Annotated in this window: 17 protein-coding genes; 14 read left to right on the top strand and 3 right to left on the bottom strand. The window is 71.8% G+C overall.

What is annotated here, in order from left to right; translation table 11 throughout:
• Positions 1-29 precede the first annotated feature (29 nt).
• On the top strand, positions 30-572 hold the full coding sequence (locus tag ACTVZO_RS05165) for a hypothetical protein (RefSeq protein ID WP_443297218.1): 543 nt from the start codon (positions 30-32) through the stop codon (positions 570-572).
• Here ACTVZO_RS05165 and ACTVZO_RS05160 read toward each other — a convergent pair.
• Entirely contained in the window at positions 502-2,058 is a 1,557-nt protein-coding gene (locus ACTVZO_RS05160; protein WP_443297217.1) for a recombinase family protein, read from the bottom strand. The genes ACTVZO_RS05165 and ACTVZO_RS05160 overlap by 71 nt on opposite strands.
• 34 nt (positions 2,059-2,092) lie before the next feature.
• Here ACTVZO_RS05160 and ACTVZO_RS05155 point away from each other — a divergent pair, with 34 nt between their 5' ends.
• From ACTVZO_RS05155 to ACTVZO_RS05130, 6 genes are all read left to right on the top strand, one after another.
• Positions 2,093-3,055 (top strand): LLM class flavin-dependent oxidoreductase, encoded by a 963-nt coding sequence (locus ACTVZO_RS05155; RefSeq protein ID WP_443297216.1) that lies wholly within the window; start codon positions 2,093-2,095, stop codon positions 3,053-3,055.
• On the top strand, positions 3,052-4,071 hold the full coding sequence (locus tag ACTVZO_RS05150) for an alpha/beta hydrolase (protein WP_443297215.1): 1,020 nt from the start codon (positions 3,052-3,054) through the stop codon (positions 4,069-4,071). The genes ACTVZO_RS05155 and ACTVZO_RS05150 overlap by 4 nt, the downstream gene beginning before the upstream one ends.
• 81 nt (positions 4,072-4,152) lie before the next feature.
• On the top strand, positions 4,153-5,559 hold the full coding sequence (locus ACTVZO_RS05145; protein ID WP_443297214.1) for a DUF6421 family protein: 1,407 nt from the start codon (positions 4,153-4,155) through the stop codon (positions 5,557-5,559).
• Positions 5,560-5,585: 26 nt separating this feature from the next.
• Complete coding sequence (locus ACTVZO_RS05140) at positions 5,586-6,347, top strand: SDR family NAD(P)-dependent oxidoreductase (RefSeq protein ID WP_443297213.1); 762 nt, start codon at positions 5,586-5,588, stop codon at positions 6,345-6,347.
• A complete protein-coding gene (locus tag ACTVZO_RS05135; protein ID WP_443297212.1) occupies positions 6,326-7,420 on the top strand; it encodes a threonine aldolase family protein in 1,095 nt (364 codons plus the stop codon). Before ACTVZO_RS05140 ends, ACTVZO_RS05135 begins: the two co-directional genes overlap by 22 nt.
• 82 nt (positions 7,421-7,502) lie before the next feature.
• Positions 7,503-8,105, top strand: coding sequence for a transglutaminase domain-containing protein (locus ACTVZO_RS05130; protein ID WP_443297211.1), 603 nt, complete (start codon positions 7,503-7,505; stop codon positions 8,103-8,105).
• On the opposite strand, the gene ACTVZO_RS05125 is transcribed toward ACTVZO_RS05130, so the two are convergent.
• The gene (locus tag ACTVZO_RS05125; protein WP_443297210.1) at positions 8,041-9,279 is read right to left on the bottom strand and encodes an MFS transporter; all 1,239 of its coding nucleotides are present in this window, start codon (positions 9,277-9,279) and stop codon (positions 8,041-8,043) included. The two genes, ACTVZO_RS05130 and ACTVZO_RS05125, sit on opposite strands and share 65 nt — an antisense overlap.
• Positions 9,280-9,359: 80 nt before the next feature.
• On the opposite strand from ACTVZO_RS05125, the gene ACTVZO_RS05120 reads away from it, so the two are divergent.
• The gene (locus ACTVZO_RS05120) at positions 9,360-9,911 is read left to right on the top strand and encodes a CGNR zinc finger domain-containing protein (protein ID WP_443297209.1); all 552 of its coding nucleotides are present in this window, start codon (positions 9,360-9,362) and stop codon (positions 9,909-9,911) included.
• A gap of 115 nt (positions 9,912-10,026) precedes the next feature.
• Positions 10,027-11,241 (top strand): alginate lyase family protein, encoded by a 1,215-nt coding sequence (locus tag ACTVZO_RS05115; protein WP_443297208.1) that lies wholly within the window; start codon positions 10,027-10,029, stop codon positions 11,239-11,241.
• A gap of 63 nt (positions 11,242-11,304) precedes the next feature.
• Here ACTVZO_RS05115 and ACTVZO_RS05110 read toward each other — a convergent pair whose 3' ends face one another.
• A complete protein-coding gene (locus ACTVZO_RS05110; RefSeq protein WP_443297207.1) occupies positions 11,305-12,027 on the bottom strand; it encodes a lysophospholipid acyltransferase family protein in 723 nt (240 codons plus the stop codon).
• A 236-nt stretch (positions 12,028-12,263) separates the two neighbouring features.
• On the opposite strand from ACTVZO_RS05110, the gene ACTVZO_RS05105 reads away from it, so the two are divergent.
• The 5 genes from ACTVZO_RS05105 (at position 12,264) to ACTVZO_RS05085 (ending at position 16,876) form a co-directional block, all read left to right on the top strand.
• On the top strand, positions 12,264-12,617 hold the full coding sequence (locus ACTVZO_RS05105; protein WP_443297206.1) for a TlpA family protein disulfide reductase: 354 nt from the start codon (positions 12,264-12,266) through the stop codon (positions 12,615-12,617).
• 252 nt (positions 12,618-12,869) lie between these two features.
• Positions 12,870-13,397, top strand: coding sequence for a flavin reductase family protein (locus ACTVZO_RS05100; RefSeq protein WP_443297205.1), 528 nt, complete (start codon positions 12,870-12,872; stop codon positions 13,395-13,397).
• Between the two features lie 200 nt (positions 13,398-13,597).
• Positions 13,598-14,383 (top strand): electron transfer flavoprotein subunit beta/FixA family protein, encoded by a 786-nt coding sequence (locus ACTVZO_RS05095; protein ID WP_361763707.1) that lies wholly within the window; start codon positions 13,598-13,600, stop codon positions 14,381-14,383.
• Positions 14,384-14,443: 60 nt separating this feature from the next.
• The gene (locus ACTVZO_RS05090) at positions 14,444-15,406 is read left to right on the top strand and encodes an electron transfer flavoprotein subunit alpha/FixB family protein (RefSeq protein ID WP_362298506.1); all 963 of its coding nucleotides are present in this window, start codon (positions 14,444-14,446) and stop codon (positions 15,404-15,406) included.
• Between the two features lie 171 nt (positions 15,407-15,577).
• Positions 15,578-16,876: a DUF6986 family protein gene (locus ACTVZO_RS05085; RefSeq protein ID WP_443297204.1), complete on the top strand. Its 1,299-nt coding sequence runs from the start codon at positions 15,578-15,580 to the stop codon at positions 16,874-16,876.
• Positions 16,877-16,968 lie beyond the last annotated feature (92 nt).

Genomic DNA, 16,968 nt, shown 5'->3' with positions numbered 1-16,968 from the left:
AAATCGGAGCCCTGGCGGCTGCTCTCACGATGCTCTTCGCAGCCGGCGTCGTCGCCTACGGCATCGTGGACGATCATCTCGCCTCCTCAGTCGGCGGAGGCCTCGCGGGCCTCGCCGCCGCCGCCCTGCTCATCCTTGCGAAGGTCCGACTCTGGACCACCGACACGAGCGCGGAGCGCGCCGCCCTCGCCGAGGACCGCCGCAACGCTGCCGACGAGCGCAACCGGTACGTCGCCGCGCAGGGCGCCCAGATGCAAGAGCACGCCCGCCGCATGCGCGACCTCGAAGCCGAACGCGCCGCCCTCCTGACGCAGATCCAAGCGGAGCGCGTCCGCCTCTACGAGGAGCTCGAAGACGAGCGGACCACGCTCAAGATCACGTCCTACCTCGTCGGAGTCGACCACGGCCGCCGCGGTATCCTCGACGCCCCCCTCGGCGACACCCAGCCAGCGGGGCAGGTAGTCCCCTTCCCCAACCCCGCCAGCCCCATCCGCGAGCGCGCTACAGCCCACCCAGCCGACCCTGCTCCGGCACCTCAGGCAGCGCGTGACCGCGGCGCCGGTCGCCCATGAATCCCGGCTGACCGGCATACGACAGAGTCACCCGCCCTGGCTCGATAGACCGGGCACCCTTCCGCGACGCAGTGAACAGGCGGACGGTGACGACCAGCCTTATCGCCGCCCGCTGCTGTTGCAGGTCATACTCCGACCACAGCGCGGACGGGTCCTTCGCCTTCAGCAGGTCATCCAGCACGCGCGGAACCACTCGCGGCCGCGCCGCCTTGCGTGCCGCCGCGATCAGCGGCGTCAGCCGCGACTCCATCGCCATCAGGGACGCCACACTCAGCATCGGCAGCCCGTCAGGGGTGAACGTGGTGGCAGCCTCCTGAGCTTGCTCCAGCTGCTCCTCCAGCGCCTTCAACCGTGCGCGTGCTGCCTCCCAGTCGCGGTCCTCCGCCTGGGCCTGGAACACCTCCCGGGTGTGAGGCGAGGCCAGATAGGCGAGCACGGCTTCCTCGACGTAGGCCGTCAGCTTCGCCTCGTTGATCGTGGTGTGCGCCCGCAGGGAGCACTTCATCGACGGATAGGCCCGGTTGACATACCCCCGCAGCACCGGCTCAGAGTTCGTCGCTTGCAACTCCGGATGCTCACCGCACAAGCCGATGCCCGACAGCAGATGCCGCGGCGCCAGGTCGGTAGCCCACGCACGACCCTCCATCGCGAGGATCGCCTGCACTGCCTCGAAGCGCTCCGGCGTCACTAGCGCCGGCCACGTCCCCTCCTTGAAGTCCTTGCCCTGGTACTTGCGGCGGCCCATGTACTGGGGATTGACCAGGATGGTGCGGACATGCCAGACCTGCCACTCCTTGCCCTTCTGGGTGCGATGGCCACCCGCATTCAAGTCGCGGGCGATCGAGCGCAGGCTCTTCCCGGACTCGGCCTCCTCCCAGATACGGCGTACGAGCGGCCCCTGGTCGGGATGCTCGAACTGCTCGGCCAACGCACCGGTTTCCGGGTCGTACCGCCGCTTGTAGCCGTCGGGCGCCTGCCCCCATGGCTTACCCGCGTCGGCGGTCTGGCGGGCGGTCCTGAGGTTCCGGTCGCGGATGTCGTCGGCCTCGCTCTCGGCCTGCACGGCATCCATCGCGGTGGCCTTGCGGTCCGCTGACTTGCTCAGGTCGTAGACCTGGCCCTTGTAGTAGAGCAGGACGCCGGCGTCGTGGCAGGCCTTGCGTAGGCGGGTGTAGGCCTCCAAGTCGCGGTAGTAGCGAGAGGCCTCGAAGGCGACGACGATGCGGCAGCAGCCGGCGCGGATCCCTTCGAGCATGGCCTCGAAGTCGTCGCGGGACGTCTTGGCGTGGCGGGAGGCGGAGACGTCGACGTCCTTGAACTCCTCGACGACGGGCCAGCCGAGCCGGGCGCACAGGGCCCGGCCTTCTTTCAGCTGGGCGTTGACGCTGCTGCCCCTCTTCTTGGGGTCGCGGCTGGCGCGTCCGTAGAGGTAGGCGTGGAAGGGGCCTTGGTAGAGGACGTGCAGGTAATCCGGGTCAACTGGCATGGCTCAGCGTACCCAACTATGTATGCGCAATGGCATGTTTGCGCCTGAGATCTTCCTGACCTGGGTCGCGGCCAGGACCAGCACCATCCGCATCGGGCACGGAGTCGTGTGCATGCCCTTCAACTTCAACCACCCGGTCCGGGTGGCCGAACGGGCGGCGATGCTCGACCTGCTCTCGGGCGGCCGGCTCGACCTCGGGGCCGGGCGCGGGGGCACCGAGCAGGAGACCTCGCTGTGCGGGGTGGACCGGGAGCGCACCACCGCGGAGGTGGAGGAGGCCCTGCGGATCATCGGCAGGGCCTGGCAGGAGGAGGAGCTGGAGTACCACGGCCCGCTGATCGACATCGACCCGCACCCGATCCTGCCCAGGCCCGCGCAGACCCCGCATCCGCCGCTGTTCCTCGCCTGCAGCCGGGGCGAGACCCTGGTGCAGGCCGCCGAGCTGGGGATCGGAGCGCTGGTGATGGGCTTCGCCGGACCCGAGTCGATCGCGGGGATGCGCGCCGTCTACGACGCGGCGGTCGCCGCGCGGGACGGGAGCCGGTTCGTGTCCACCGCCGTCAACGACCACTTCTCGGTGCTGTGCCCGACCATCGTGCTCGACGACCGGGAGGAGGCGCGCCGGATCGGCATCCGCGGCCAGCGGTTCTTCGCCCAGTCCATCGGCCACTGGTACGGCGGCGCGGGCATCCCCGACGAGGCCGTCGTGGCGGGGGCCGACGAGGCCGCGCGGATGCGCGAGGCGGCCGAGCAGGTGGTGGCCCGGCTGCACGAGCTGGACATCCCGGTGCGCCCCACCTCCACCGCCACCTTCAACGCCGACCACGCCTACGGCAGCGCCGACGACGCCATCGCGTACGTGGAACGGCTCAGGGACGCGGGCGCGGACGAGATCATGTGCCTGATCCAGATGGGCACCGTGGAGCAGGAGGCCTGCCTGGAGACCCTGCGCCAGTGGGGCGAGAAGGTCATCCCCCACTTCCGGGGCCGGCGGTGACCGCCCCCGGGCCCGGTGCGGACGGCGGCCCCGACCCCGCTGCCCGGCCCTACCTCGACGCGCTCGGCGCCGGCTTCCCCGACCTCGGCGGGACGGTCACCGACGCCCGCGAGGCCCGCCGCATCCTGGCGGCCGCGCCCCGCCCCCCGGCCGACCCGCCGCGCGTCGGAGCCGTCGAGGACCGCACGGTCCCCGGCCCGCCCGGAGCCCCGCCGGTCGCGGTACGGGTCTATCTGCCCGACCCCGGCGAATGGCCCGGGCCGCGCCCCACCGTGGTCTTCCTGCACGGCGGCGGCTTCGTCCTGTGCGACCTGGACACCCACGACACCACCGCCCGCACCCTCTGCCGGGCGGCCGGCGCGGCCGTGGTCTCCGTGGACTACCGGCGGGCCCCCGAGCACCGCTTCCCGGCCGCCGCCGAGGACGCCCACGCCGCCCTGTGCTGGGCCGGCGGGCACCTGGCCGAACTGGGCGGGGATCCCGGGGCCCTGGTCGTCGCGGGGGACAGCGCCGGCGGCAACCTCGCCGTCGCCGCGCTGCTGATGGCCCGGGACCGCCGGCAGTACGGCGGCCCGGCCGTCGCCCTCCAGGCGCTGGTCTATCCCGTGCTCGACGCCGCCCAGGACTCCGCGTCGTACCGGACCTACGCCGAGGGCTGCTTCCTGACCGCCGCGCACCTGCGCTGGTTCTGGGAGCAGTACCTGGGCCCGGGCGGCGACGGCGGGCACCCGCTGGCCTCCCCGCTGCGCGCTGACCTCACCGGACTGCCGCCCGCGCACCTGGTCGTCGCCGGGTGCGATCCGCTGCGGGACGAGGGACGGGCCTACCACCACCGGCTGGCCGAGTGCGCGGTCCCCTCCGTTCTGGACGAGCATCCCGGGATGTTCCACGGGTTCCTGGCCCTGGCCGGCGTACTGCCGCAGGCCCGGGAAGCCATGGCGCGACTGGGCGGAGCCATCAGTTCCACGCTGAAGAACGGGAAGACTTCCGGTGAAGCGGGGGGTATCACAGGATAATTTCCCGAGATCCCTCTTGAACGGGAGAGCCTGCGCCGTTTACGCTGCCTTGACGTGAGGTTCTCCTGTGGAGGAAGTGACATGACGGAAACTCTTGTGCCGGGTGCCCGCGGTGCCGTGATAGCCGCCGGGACGCGGGTGGTCGACCACCCCGCGTGGCCCGCGCTCAAGGCCGCCGTGGAGGAGATCCGCCCCTGGCAGGCCAAGGACGGCTCCATCGACTTCGAGGCCGCCGAGGCCCCCACCCGCTCCGAGGCCGCGGCCGCGGTCGAGTGCGTGATCGAGGGCGTCGAGGCGCTCTCGCCGCTGCTCCCGCACGCCACGGCGTACCACCGCGCGCTCGTCGCGGACCTGCGCAAGTGGGCCGCAGACGGCTTCCTGGTGCCCGACTTCCTCGACTCGCTGCTGGCCTTCCAGCCGGCCGCCGAGCGCACCGACGGGCTCCAGCACCTCGTGGTCTTCCCCATGTACACGCAGAACGGCAACCCGGACCGCAACCTGGAGGCCGTCGTCCTGCGCATGGTGTGGCCCGAGTGGCTCGCCGAGCTCGAGCGCACCCGGTACGACAACCCGCTCTTCCTCGGCATCACCTTCGAGGACTTCACCCCGGGCTACGACACCAACTCCGCCGTGCTCTTCCCGGAGACCATCGCCGTGCGCGAGGCCCCCGAGCGCTTCACCTGGGGCGGCATCTTCTGCGACCGCGAGGCCGCCCGGTATCGCAAGGTCACCGAGGCCGCGGTCGACATCCTGGGCATCGAACTGCCCGAGGACATCGCCGCCATGGTCGGGGACCAGGAGCGCTGCGAGAAGGCCTTCGTCCTGTGGGACATGGTCCACGACCGCACCCACAGCCACGGCGACCTGCCCTTCGACCCCTTCATGATCAAGCAGCGCCAGCCGTTCTGGATGTACGGCCTGGAAGAGCTGCGCTGCGACCTCACCGCCTTCAAGGAGGCCGTGAAGCTGGAGTCCGAGGGCAACGAGCACGGCCGCGACGTCCAGTACGCCGTCCTGTTCGACCGGATGTTCCGCTTCCCCGTCTCCGGCGACCGCACCCGCAACTACGACGGTCTCGGCGGCCAGCTGCTCTTCGCGTACCTCCACAAGCACGACGTCGTGCGCTGGACGGACAACAAGCTGAAGATCGACTGGATGCGCGCCCCGCAGGTCACCAACCAGCTGTGCGCCGAGATCGAGGACCTCTACCGGGCCGGCATCGACCGCCCGAAGCTGGTCCACTGGTTCAAGGCCTACGAGCTGGTCTCGACGTACCTCGCCCCGCACCCGGGCTCCAAGTGGGCCAAGGGCCCCGACGCCCTCGACATGACGCAGCCTCCGCGCAAGCTCGTGGACGACGTGCTTCCTGACGAGTTTCCGCTCAGCATGTTCTATGAGGCGCTCGCCAAGAAGCTCAAGGGTGTGATCGCCTCCACCAAGGGCATCACCGCCCTCAATGCCGAGCAGGCCGAGCGAGTCGCCGCGTGAGCGACCGCCCACAGGAGGCTGTACAGATGAACGGCTCCGGGAACGGCAACGGAAAGCTGCACGGAGCGGTAGTGGCGGTGGCCGGGGCCGGTGGCCCCGCCGGCCGCGCCACGCTGCTCCGCCTCGCCGAGGCGGGCGCCGTGGTCGTCGCGTCCGACGCCGATCCGGCGCGGCTCGCCGAAGCGGTGGACGCCGCCCGCTACGCCCACGGCGGCGCCACCATCACCGGTGACACCGTGGACCTGCTCGACCTGGCCGCCACCCAGGCGTGGGCCGAGCAGACCGAGAAGGAGTTCGGCCGGATCGACGGGCTGGTCCACCTCGTCGGCGGCTGGCGCGGCAGCAAGACGTTCACCGATGTCGACCTCGCGGACTGGGCCTTCCTGGAGAAGCTCCTCATCCGCACGGTCCAGCACACCTCGCTCGCCTTCCACGACGGACTGCTGCGCAGCGACCGCGGCCGGTACGTCCTGGTCAGCCAGTCCGGCGCGCACAAGCCGGTCGCCAACAACGCCGCGTACAACGCGGGCAAGGCGGCCGCCGAGGCCTGGACCCTGGCCCTCGCGGATTCCTTCCGCAAGGTGGGGGGCGACGACGGCCCCGGCGCGGCGGCTGCGATCCTGGTCATCAAGGCACTGGTGCACGACGCGATGCGCGCCGAGCGTCCCAATGCGAAGTTCGCGGGCTTCACCGACGTCAAGGAGCTGGCCGAGGCCATCGCCGGCGTCTGGGACCGACCCGCCATCGATGTGAACGGACAGCGTCTGTGGCTCACTCCGCAACCGTGAGAACCGATGCCGGCAAGACCGACGCCCGGCGCCATCACGACCCGGCGGTCCGCGGTTTCGCAAGCGACAACTACGCGGGGGTGCACCCCGAGGTCCTGGCCGCCGTCGCGCTGGCGAACGGCGGCCACCAGGTCTCGTACGGCGAGGACGAGTACACCGAACACCTGCAGAAGATCTTCCGCAGCCACTTCGGGCCGTACGCGCAGGCCTTCCCGGTCTTCAACGGCACGGGCGCCAACGTCGTCGCCCTGCAGGCCATGACCGACCGGTGGGGCGCCGTGATCTGCGCCAAGAGCGCCCACATCAACGTGGACGAGGGCGGCGCGCCGGAGCGGATGGCGGGCATCAAGCTGCTCGCCGTCCCCACCCCGGACGGCAAGCTCACCCCCGAGCTGATCGACCAGGAGGCCTGGGGCTTCGAGGACGAGCACCGGGCGATGCCCCAGGTCGTCTCGATCACCCAGAACACCGAGCTCGGCACGGTCTACACCCCGGACGAGATCAGGGCGATCTGCGAGCACGCACACGGCCTGGGCATGAAGGTGCACCTCGACGGCGCCCGGATAGCCAACGCCGCGGCCTCGCTCGACGTGCCGATGCGCACCTTCACGAACACGGCCGGCGTGGACGTGCTGTCGTACGGCGGCACCAAGAACGGCATGATGTTCGGCGAGGCCGTGGTGGTGCTCAACCCGGACGCGGTCCGGCAGATGAAGCACATCCGCAAGATGTCGATGCAGCTCGCGTCCAAGATGCGGTTCGTCTCGGTCCAGCTGGAGGCGCTGCTCGCCAAGGACCTGTGGCTGCGCAACGCCCGCCACGCCAACGCGATGGCGCAGCGGCTCGCCGCGGGCGTGCGCGAGACGGACGGCGTGGAGATCCTCTACCCGGTGCAGGCGAACGCGGTGTTCGCGCGGCTGCCGCACGAGGTCACGCGGCGGCTTCAGGAGCGCTACCGCTTCTACTTCTGGGACGAGGCCGCGGGCGATGTCCGCTGGATGTGCGGCTTCGACACCCAGGAAGAGGACGTCGACGGCTTCCTCCAGGCGCTGAAGGAAGAGCTGGCGCGCTGAGTCCGGCGGTCCGCCCCGCCCCTGTTCCACCCCGGATAAATCGATAGTTGTGCGGAAGGTCGCATAGGTATGCTCCTGGATCATGGAACTGATCCAGGAGCAGCCCGACCTCGCCGCCTATCTGGCGGCCGACGAAGCCATAGATCACGAGCACCCGCTGGTGCATGAGACCGCCGACGCCTTCTGGACCGTCACGGACGGCGACCCGTACGCCTACGCCGAAGCCGTCTTCGCGTTCGTCCGCGACGCCGTCCCGCACTCCGCCGACTCCGGCGACCCGCGCGTCTCCTGGCGCGCCTCCGACGTCCTGGCCACCCGCAACGGCATCTGCTACGCCAAAGCGCACGCCCTCGCCGCCCTGCTCCGGGCCCAGGGCGTCCCGGCCGCCCTGTGCTACCAGCTCCTCGCCGAAGACGACGGGTCGAACCCGGTGGTCCACGGCCTCGTCGCGCTCCGGCTGCCCGGCGCCGGGAGCTGGTCCCGGGTCGACCCCCGGGGCAACAAGCCCGGTGTGGACGCCCGGTTCAGCCTCGACACGGAGCAACTCGCCTTCCCCGTACGGCCGGAGCTCGGCGAGGTCGACTACCCCGTGCTGTACGCCGCCCCGCACCCGGCCGTGCTCAAGGCGCTCCAGGGCTCCGCCGACCGGCCGCAGTTGTGGGAGAACCTGCCGGCCGGTCTGTGACCGGCGCCGCCTGAGCGGGCTTCCCGGCCCCCGTCAGTGCGTGCAGCACGGCCGCCGCGAGCTGGAGACCGGCGATCCCGGTCAGCAGCGTCCACGCGGGCGCGTCGGCCGCGAGGCCCACCAGGGCCGCCCCGGCCGACGCCGCCGTCACCTTGAGTCCCGCGCCCAGGGTGAACACCTGCGTCCGGACCGCGTCGGGGGCGTGCTCCGAGCGGATCCGCAGGGTCGCCGTGAGCAACGGCCCGTCGCACACCCCGGCCACCGCGAACAGCGCCACCGTGACGGCCAGGGAGGGTGCGAACGCGGCGGCGGCCAGCGCCGCCCCGGTCCCGGCCAGCGCCCACCGCACCAGCCGGCCCGGCTCCACGGCCGTCATCCGGCCCAGCGTCAGCGAGCCCGCCAGGGCGCCCAGCGCGAAGGCCGTCATCAGCACGCCCCCGGCGCCCGGGCTGCCGAGCCCGGTGGCCAGCAGGACCGAGGTGGTGGTGAGCGAGCCGATGCCCACGAACGCCAGGGTCGTCGCCGAGGTGACGGCCCGCAGTTCCCTGACCCGCCACAGGGCGGCGAGCCCGGCGCCCAGCCCGGCCCGGGGCCCCTCCTGGGGCGCGCCCGCACCCGGGCCCCCGTACGGGAGGGTCGCGGCGAGCGCGGCCGCCAGCGCGCCGGACACCGCCAGCACCGCCATGGCCGGAGCCGCCGAGCCCAGCGCCGTGACCAGGCTGACCGCCGCCGGCGCGGTCACCGAGGCCGCGTTGTAGGTGGAGGCGTCCCAGCCGTAGGCGCGGTCGCGCCCGGCGCCCGCCGGGACCAGCCCGGTGACCAGGCTCGACAGCCCGCCCGTCACCATCGGCCCGCAGCTGCCGCCGAGCGCCGCCACCGCCAGAACCAGCGGGAGCGGGGCCCGGCCCAGCAGGAGGGACAGCGCCACCACGGCGGCCGTGAACCCCGCCAGGGTGCCGACGTGGAAGAGCCGCGGCCGGGCGGTGCGGCCCGCGGCGGCGCCCGCGAGCGGAGCCGCCAGTACGTGTGGTGCGAGCCAGGCCGTCAGGACGAACGCCCCGTACGAGGCGCTCCCGGTGCGCTCCAGGGCGAGCAGGACCACGGCCATGCCCATGCCCTCGGAGGCGAACCGCGCGGCGAGTGCCGCCGCCAGGTACCGCCCGAACCCGCTCATCCCGGCCCCTCCCCGCTGCTGTAACGTGATAACAGGCCAAGACGTTACGTCATTCGGGTGTACGGGGAAAGGATCCGGGCATGGCGGACCCGCGAGAGGGCTTCTCGGCGGCCCGGCGGCTGATCGACCTCGCCGAGGCGGTCCGCGCGGACCCCGAACTCCCGCGCACGGCGCTCGCGGAGCTGCTCGCCGGGCACGGAGAGCGCCCGGCGGACCTCACCGGGGAGGCGTTCCCGGAGGCGGGCGCCGCCGAACTGCGGGCCGCCGCCCGGCGGATGGCCGGCGTCCTGCGCGAGCGCGACGAGGACCTGGCCGCCGGGGCCCTCAACGCACTGCTGGAGGAGTGCGCCACCCGGCCCCGGCTGACCCGGCACGACGGGCATCCCTGGCACCTGCACGTGGACCGCGGCGAGGAGGCGGGCTGGGGCGACTGGTTCCTGGCCTCGGGCGCCCTCGCGCTCGCCCAACTGCTCACCGAGTACGGCCGGATCGCGTGGGGGGCCTGCGCCGCCGAGGGTTGCGGCCGGTTCTTCCTCGCCACCGGGCCGGGCAGCGTGCGCCGCTACTGCTCGACCACGTGCGCCGGCCGCTCGCGGGTCGCGGCGCACCGGCGCCGCAAGCGCGAAGCCTGACGGGCGGGGGCGGCCGGGTGCGACAGGAAACTTTCTTGTCAGACATCGTTGTCAGCTTGGCATGAGCATGAGTATCTTCAGGCCACCGGAACCCCCTCCGACCGGAAGGCCCCCCATGCGTTTCGGACTCCCCGCCGGGATCGCCGCCCTGGCCCTCGGCTTGGTGGCGGCGGTGGTCCCCGCCACCCCCACCGGCGCGGCGCCCGCGGCCCCCACCGCTCCCTCCGCCCTCGCCGCCCCCGCGCAGTTCGCCCACCCCGGAGTGCTCAACAGCCGCGCACAGCTGGACTTCGTACGGGCCAGGGTGCAGGCGGGACAGCAGCCCTGGAAGCAGGCGTTCGACGCCATGCTCGCGAGCAAGTACGGCTCGCTGAGCCGCACGCCCAAGCCGCGCGCGGTCGTCGAGTGCGGCTCGTACTCGAACCCGAACAACGGCTGCACCGAAGAGCGCGAGGACGCCATAGCCGCTTACACCCACGCGCTCGCCTGGTACGTCACCCGGGACGCGAAGTACGCGAAGAAGTCGGTCGAGCTGATGGACGCCTGGTCCGGGGTGATCAAGGACCACACCAACAGCAACGCACCCCTGCAGAGCGGCTGGGCCGGCTCGACCTGGCCGCGCGCCGCCGAGATCGTCAAGCACACGTACACCGGCGGCTGGCCGAACCAGGGGCACTTCGCGGCCATGCTGCGCGAGGTCTACCTGCCCGAGGTGATCAACGGGAAGCCGAACAACAACGGCAACTGGGAACTGATCATGATGGACGCGGCCGTCGGGATCTCGGTCCACCTCGACGACCGGGCGAGCTACGACAAGGCGATGGGCATCTACCTCGGCCGCGTCCCCGCCTACTTCTACCTGGCCTCCGACGGAGCGCAGCCCGTCTACCCGCCCCGGTCGAGCATCGACACCCGCGGCGAACTGATCGGCTACTGGCACGACCAGACCACCTTCGTGGACGGCCTCGCCCAGGAGACCTGCCGGGACTTCGGGCACACCGGCATGGGCATCGCGGCCGCCATGCACGTCGCCGAGACCTCGCGGATCCAGGGCCGCGACCTGTACCCGCAGTTCAAGGACCGCTTCCGGCACGCGCTGGGCTTCCACGCCACGTACGAACTCGGCGCGGCCGCGCCGTCCTGGCTCTGCGGCGGCAGCCTGACCAAGGGCCTCGGCCCGGCCACCGAGGTCGGCTACAACGCCCTGCACACCCGGCTCGGCGTCACCATGGAGAACACCCGCAGGCTCACCGAGGGCCGGCGCCCGGCCGGCACCGAGAACCACTTCGAGGCGTGGGAGACCCTGACCCACGCCGAGAACCCCAACTGACCGGTGCGCGCAAGCGCGGCCCCGCCCCTCGGACGGGGGCGGGGCCGCGTGACGGGTCCGGCGTCAGCCGGCTTCCTTGGCCTGGGCCGCGGTCGGAGCGGTGCCGCCCAGGTGGGCCGGCAGCCACCAGGAGTCGGAGGCGTCCTTGGGCTTGTCGGGGTAGGCGCGCTGCGCCGCGTCGAGCAGCTCCTGCACGCGCTCGCGCAGACGGCGGGTGATGGCCCCGGCGTACTGGTCCGTGGGCGCCTCGATCGGCTCGCCCACCCGCATCGTCACCGGGATGTGACTGCGCTTCAGGTTCTTGGGCCGGCCCTTGGTCCACAGCCGCTGGGTGCCCCACAGCGCCACCGGGATCAGCGGGACCCCGGCCTCCTGGGCCATGCGCGCCGCACCCGACTTGAAGCTCTTGAGGGTGAAGGACTGGGAGATCGTCGCCTCGGGGAACACCCCGATGATCTCACCGGCCCGCAGCGAGTCCAGGGCGTGCTGGTAGGCCGTCTCACCCTGCTTGCGGTCCACCGGGATGTGCTTCATCGCGCGCATCAGGGGACCGGAGACCTTGTGCCGGAAAACCGACTCCTTCGCCATGAAGCGCACCAGGCGCTTCTGCGGCCGCGCGGTCAGCCCGGCGAAGATGAAGTCGAGGTAGCCGATGTGGTTCGACACCAGGACCGCCCCGCCCTTGCGGGGGATGTTCTCGGTGCCCTTCATGTCGATACGGATGTCCAGCGCGCGGAACAGCCCGTGCGCGGCGCCGATCACGGGAGGGTAGACGAGCTCAGCCATGGTGGGGAGACCCCGCTTTCTGCCTGGGGAGGTGCTCCCGGCCGGAAGTTACGGAAGCGTAGGTACGCGACCCATGGGGGATCGTGCCCCAAACGCGGGCTGCTGGCCAGCCCAGACGACCGCGCCCGGCGAGATTCTCGTCACGCCGGGAATGCGGTTCCTCCGCAGGGTGCTGCGATCAGGGTACGAGCGTACGAGCATGGGGTGCGTAAGCGAAGACGGCGAGGGGAGCGCGGGTGCACGGGCAGGACGAGGGGCGCCGCGGCGGCGGGGGCGGCGGCCGGGGCCCGCTGGGCGCCGCGGAGCTGGGCGCGGAGCCCGGGGAGCGGGCCAGCCTGGTGCAGTTCTCCAGCGCCTTCTGCCAGCCCTGCCGGGCCACCCGGCGGATCCTCGCCGAGGTCGCGGGGATGGTCGAGGGGGTCGCGCACATCGAGATCGACGCCGAGGACCGGCTCGATCTGGTGCGCGCCCTGGGGATCGAGAAGACCCCGACGGTGCTCGTCCTGGACGCGGCGGGCCGGATCGTGCGGCGGGCGGCCGGGATGCCGCGCAAGGCGGACGTGATCGCGGCGCTGGGCGCCGCCGTATGAAGCGAGCGCCGGTGCACGCGCCGTTCCGCGGGCCCGCACGCGGCGTGACGCGCCTGACATCTGACGGATCCCGCTTGACTGTGTACACGGGAGATCGCCACGCTGGCCGTATGCCGTTTGAACTCCTGCTCTACGGACGGGCCCATGTGGATCTCGTCCGCTACGCGAGCGCGCGCTGTCAGGGTCGCTGAACGTCCCGATCCCCGATCCCCGACAGCGCCCGCGTGCTCCGCGGCAGAAGGAAGTACCCCGATGACCGCTCCTGCGGCCCCGACGACCTCGTCCCTCCAGTCCGCCGGCCACCCCGCCTCGCCCGACCTCCTGCGCTCCGTGTTCCGACGGCACGCCGCCGGGGTCGCGGTGATCACCGCGGAGAACTGCGGACGCCCGGCGGGCTTCACGGCCACTTCGCTCAACTCCGTCTCCGCGGACCCGCCGTTGCTGTCCTTCACCATCGGCACCGGTTCCTCCAGCTGGCCCGCGGTGCGCGACAGCGACCACCTCGGAGTCCACATACTCGGCGAGCACCAGCGGGAGCTCGCGGGCCTCTTCGCCCGGAGCGGGGCGGACCGCTTCGGCGCGGCCACCGGCTGGAACACGGGGCCGCACGGGGTCCCCGTACTCGACGACGTGCTCGCGTGGCTGGTGTGCAGGGTGGTGGCGAGGGTGCCCGCCGGCGAGCATCGTGTGATCATCGCTGAGGCGGTTGCGGGGGATCCGGCCGGAGAGGGCCGGCCCCTGCTGTACCACCAAGGTCGCTTCAACGCGTTGCGCGACTGAATCGTCCCTGTTGGGGCGGGTCGGGCGGCGTTGGGCAGATCACAGTTCGCCGAGCTTGCGCCTTCGCGGGACCCACGGTGTACTGACGAGTAACATTCCCTTCGGAGCGCGGGCCGCCCCGACCGGGATCCGCCCGACAAGGCGCCTATGCTGCCTGCACAAGGCGGTATCAGAAAAGACGATGCGGTAGGAGAGCCGGCGTGAGCCTGAGGATCGTTGTCTGTGTGAAGTACGTGCCCGACGCCACCGGCGACCGGCAGTTCACCGAGGACTTGACCGTCAACCGTGACGACGTCGACGGTCTGCTGTCGGAGCTCGACGAGTACGCCGTCGAGCAGGCGCTGCAGATCGCCGACGAGGCCGACGACGCGGAGATCACCGTCCTGACGGTGGGTCCCGAGGACGCCAAGGACGCGCTGCGCAAGGCGCTGTCGATGGGCGCCGACAAGGCCATCCACGTCGAGGACGACGACCTGCACGGCACCGACGTCATGGGCACCTCGCTGGTGCTCGCCAAGGCGATCGAGAAGGCCGGTTACGACCTGGTCATCACCGGCATGGCCTCGACCGACGGCACGATGGGCGTGCTCCCGGCGATCCTGGCCGAGCGCCTGGGCGTCCCGCAGGTCACCCTGCTCTCCGAGGTCAAGGTCGAGGACGGCACCGTCACGGGCCGTCGCGACGGCGACACCGCGAGCGAGCAGCTGGAGGCCTCCCTCCCCGCGCTCGTCTCGGTGACGGACCAGTCGGGCGAGGCCCGCTACCCGTCCTTCAAGGGCATCATGGCCGCCAAGAAGAAGCCGGTGGAGTCCTGGGACCTGGAGGAGCTGGAGATCGAGGCCGACGAGGTCGGTCTGGAAGGCTCCTGGACCAAGGTCGACTCCGCGGCGCAGCGCCCGGCGCGCACCGCCGGCACGATCGTCAAGGACGAGGGCGAGGGCGGCAAGCAGCTGGCCGAGTTCCTGGCCGGCCAGAAGTTCATCTAAGAACCTCGGCCAACCCCTCCATAGCCCCCAGACACTTCGCAATAGCAGGAGAGCAGTCCCATGGCTGAAGTTCTCGTCTACGTCGACCACGTGGACGGCGCCGTCCGCAAGCCCACCCTCGAGCTGCTGACGCTGGCCCGCCGCATCGGCGAGCCCGTCGCCGTCGCCCTGGGCGCCGGTGCCGACGCCACCGCCGCGGTGCTCGCCGAGCACGGCGCGGTCAAGGTCCTCACCGCCGACGCCCCCGAGTTCACCGAGTACCTCGTGGTACCGAAGGTGGACGCGCTCCAGGCCGCCTACGAGGCCGTTTCCCCGGCCGCCGTGCTCGTCCCGTCCTCCGCCGAGGGCAAGGAGATCGCCGCCCGCCTCGCGGTCCGCATCGGCTCCGGCATCATCACCGACGCCATCGATCTGGAGGCGGGTGACGAGGGCCCGGTCGCGACGCAGTCCGCCTTCGCCGCGTCCTTCACCACCAAGTCCCGCGTCTCCAAGGGCACCCCGGTCATCACCGTGAAGCCGAACTCGGCCCCGGTCGAGGCCGCTCCGGCCGCCGGCGCCGTCGAGGCGCTCGCCGTCACCTTCGGCGCCCTGGCCACCGGCACCAAGGTCACCGGCCGCACCCCGCGCGAGTCGACCGGCCGCCCCGAGCTGACCGAGGCCGCGATCGTGGTCTCCGGCGGCCGCGGCGTCAACGGCGCCGAGAACTTCCACATCATCGAGGACCTCGCGGACTCCCTCGGTGCGGCCGTCGGCGCCTCGCGTGCCGCCGTGGACGCCGGCTGGTACCCGCACTCCAACCAGGTCGGCCAGACCGGCAAGTCGGTCTCCCCGCAGCTGTACATCGCCTCCGGCATCTCGGGCGCGATCCAGCACCGGGCCGGCATGCAGACCTCGAAGACCATCGTGGCCATCAACAAGGACGCCGAGGCCCCGATCTTCGACCTGGTCGACTACGGAGTGGTCGGCGACCTCTTCACGGTCGTCCCGCAGCTGACCGGTGAGATCAAGGCGCGCAAGGGCTAGTCCCTGACCTGCGTATCTCTCCGTCTCCGGGGCCGTGTGGTGATTCTCACCGCACGGCCCCGAGTCGTTTCCCCGGGACGGCCGGGGGACCATTGACTGAGCGGAACCCCGTGACTAAATTCTGCTATGCGGATCTAAGCTTCCGTGAAGCGGAAAAGAGGAGAGTGCACGATGGGTCAGCAGGAGAAGGTGGCGACGAGCCTCGCAGGCGCGGTCAGCGAGGGCATCAGCGCCTCCCTCGCCCCGGTGGACGCGGAACTCGCGCGCCACTACCCGGGCGACCCCGGCACCCGGCAGCCCATCCACACGGTCTACGTACCCGGCGACGTGTTCGCCGCGGACACCATCCGCTCCTGGGGCGACCAGGCCCTGGCTGCGCTCGATGAGCACGCCCCGGACGCCGCCACCTTCGCCAAGGTACTGGGCATCTCCGACGAGCTGGCCGTACCGGTCTACGACCGCGTCCGCGCCAAGCTCGCCTCCGAGCCGGTCGAGGACCTCCGCGTCGACTTCGAGGACGGCTTCGGCGTCCGCTCCGACGAGGAGGAGGACCAGGCCGCGGCCCGCGCCGCCCGCCTCGTCTCCGAGGCCTTCTCCAACGGCACGAACGCCCCCTACATGGGCATCCGCATGAAGTGCATGGAGTCCAACGTCCGCGACCGCGGCATCCGCACCACCGACATCTTCCTCTCCGGCCTGCTGGAGCACGGCGGCCTCCCGGAGGGCCTCGTCCTGACCCTGCCCAAGGTCACCTACGCCGAGCAGGTCAGCGCCTTCGTCAAGCTGCTGGAGGCCTTCGAGACCGCCCGCGGCCTGCGCCCGGGCCGGATCGGCTTCGAGATCCAGATCGAGACCAGCCAGTCCATCGTCGCCTCCGACGGCACCGCCACGGTCGCCCGGATGATCGAGGCGTCCAAGGGCCGCGCGACCGGCCTGCACTACGGCACCTTCGACTACAGCGCCTGCGTCGGCGTCTCCGCCGCCTACCAGTCGAGCGACCACCCGGCCGCCGACCACGCGAAGGCCATCATGCAGGTCGCGGCCGCCGGCACCGGCGTACGCGTCTCCGACGGCTCGACCAACGTGCTGCCGATCGGCACCACCGAGCACGTCCACGAGGCCTGGAAGCTGCACTACGGCCTGACCCGCCGCGCCCTGGCCCGCGCCTACTACCAGGGCTGGGACATGCACCCGGCGCACCTGCCGACCCGCTACGCGGCCGTCTTCACCTTCTACCGCGAGGGCCTCGAAGCCGCCGCCGCGCGCCTGAAGGCGTACGTCGCCAAGATCGAGGGCGACGTGATGGACGAGCCCGCCACCGCCAAGGCCCTGGCCGGCTACCTGGTCCGCGGCCTGGACTGCGGCGCGGTCGGCGCCGAGGAGGTCACCGCCCTGACCGGCCTGACCCGCGCGGAACTGGACGCCTTCGCGATCCCGCGCCGCTCGGCGACCCTGACGGCGACCGCCTGATCCACGTGATCCGTACGAGGCCCGGCCGGGGTGCGCCCCGGCCGGGCCTCGCGCTGCCCGGGAGCGGGAGCAGGAGGGTCCGAGCGGTCCCG

Source organism: Streptomyces sp. IBSNAI002, from assembly GCF_052244475.1.
Taxonomy (GTDB): Bacteria; Actinomycetota; Actinomycetes; order Streptomycetales; family Streptomycetaceae; genus Streptomyces.
This window is presented reverse-complemented; position numbering and strand designations above follow the sequence as displayed.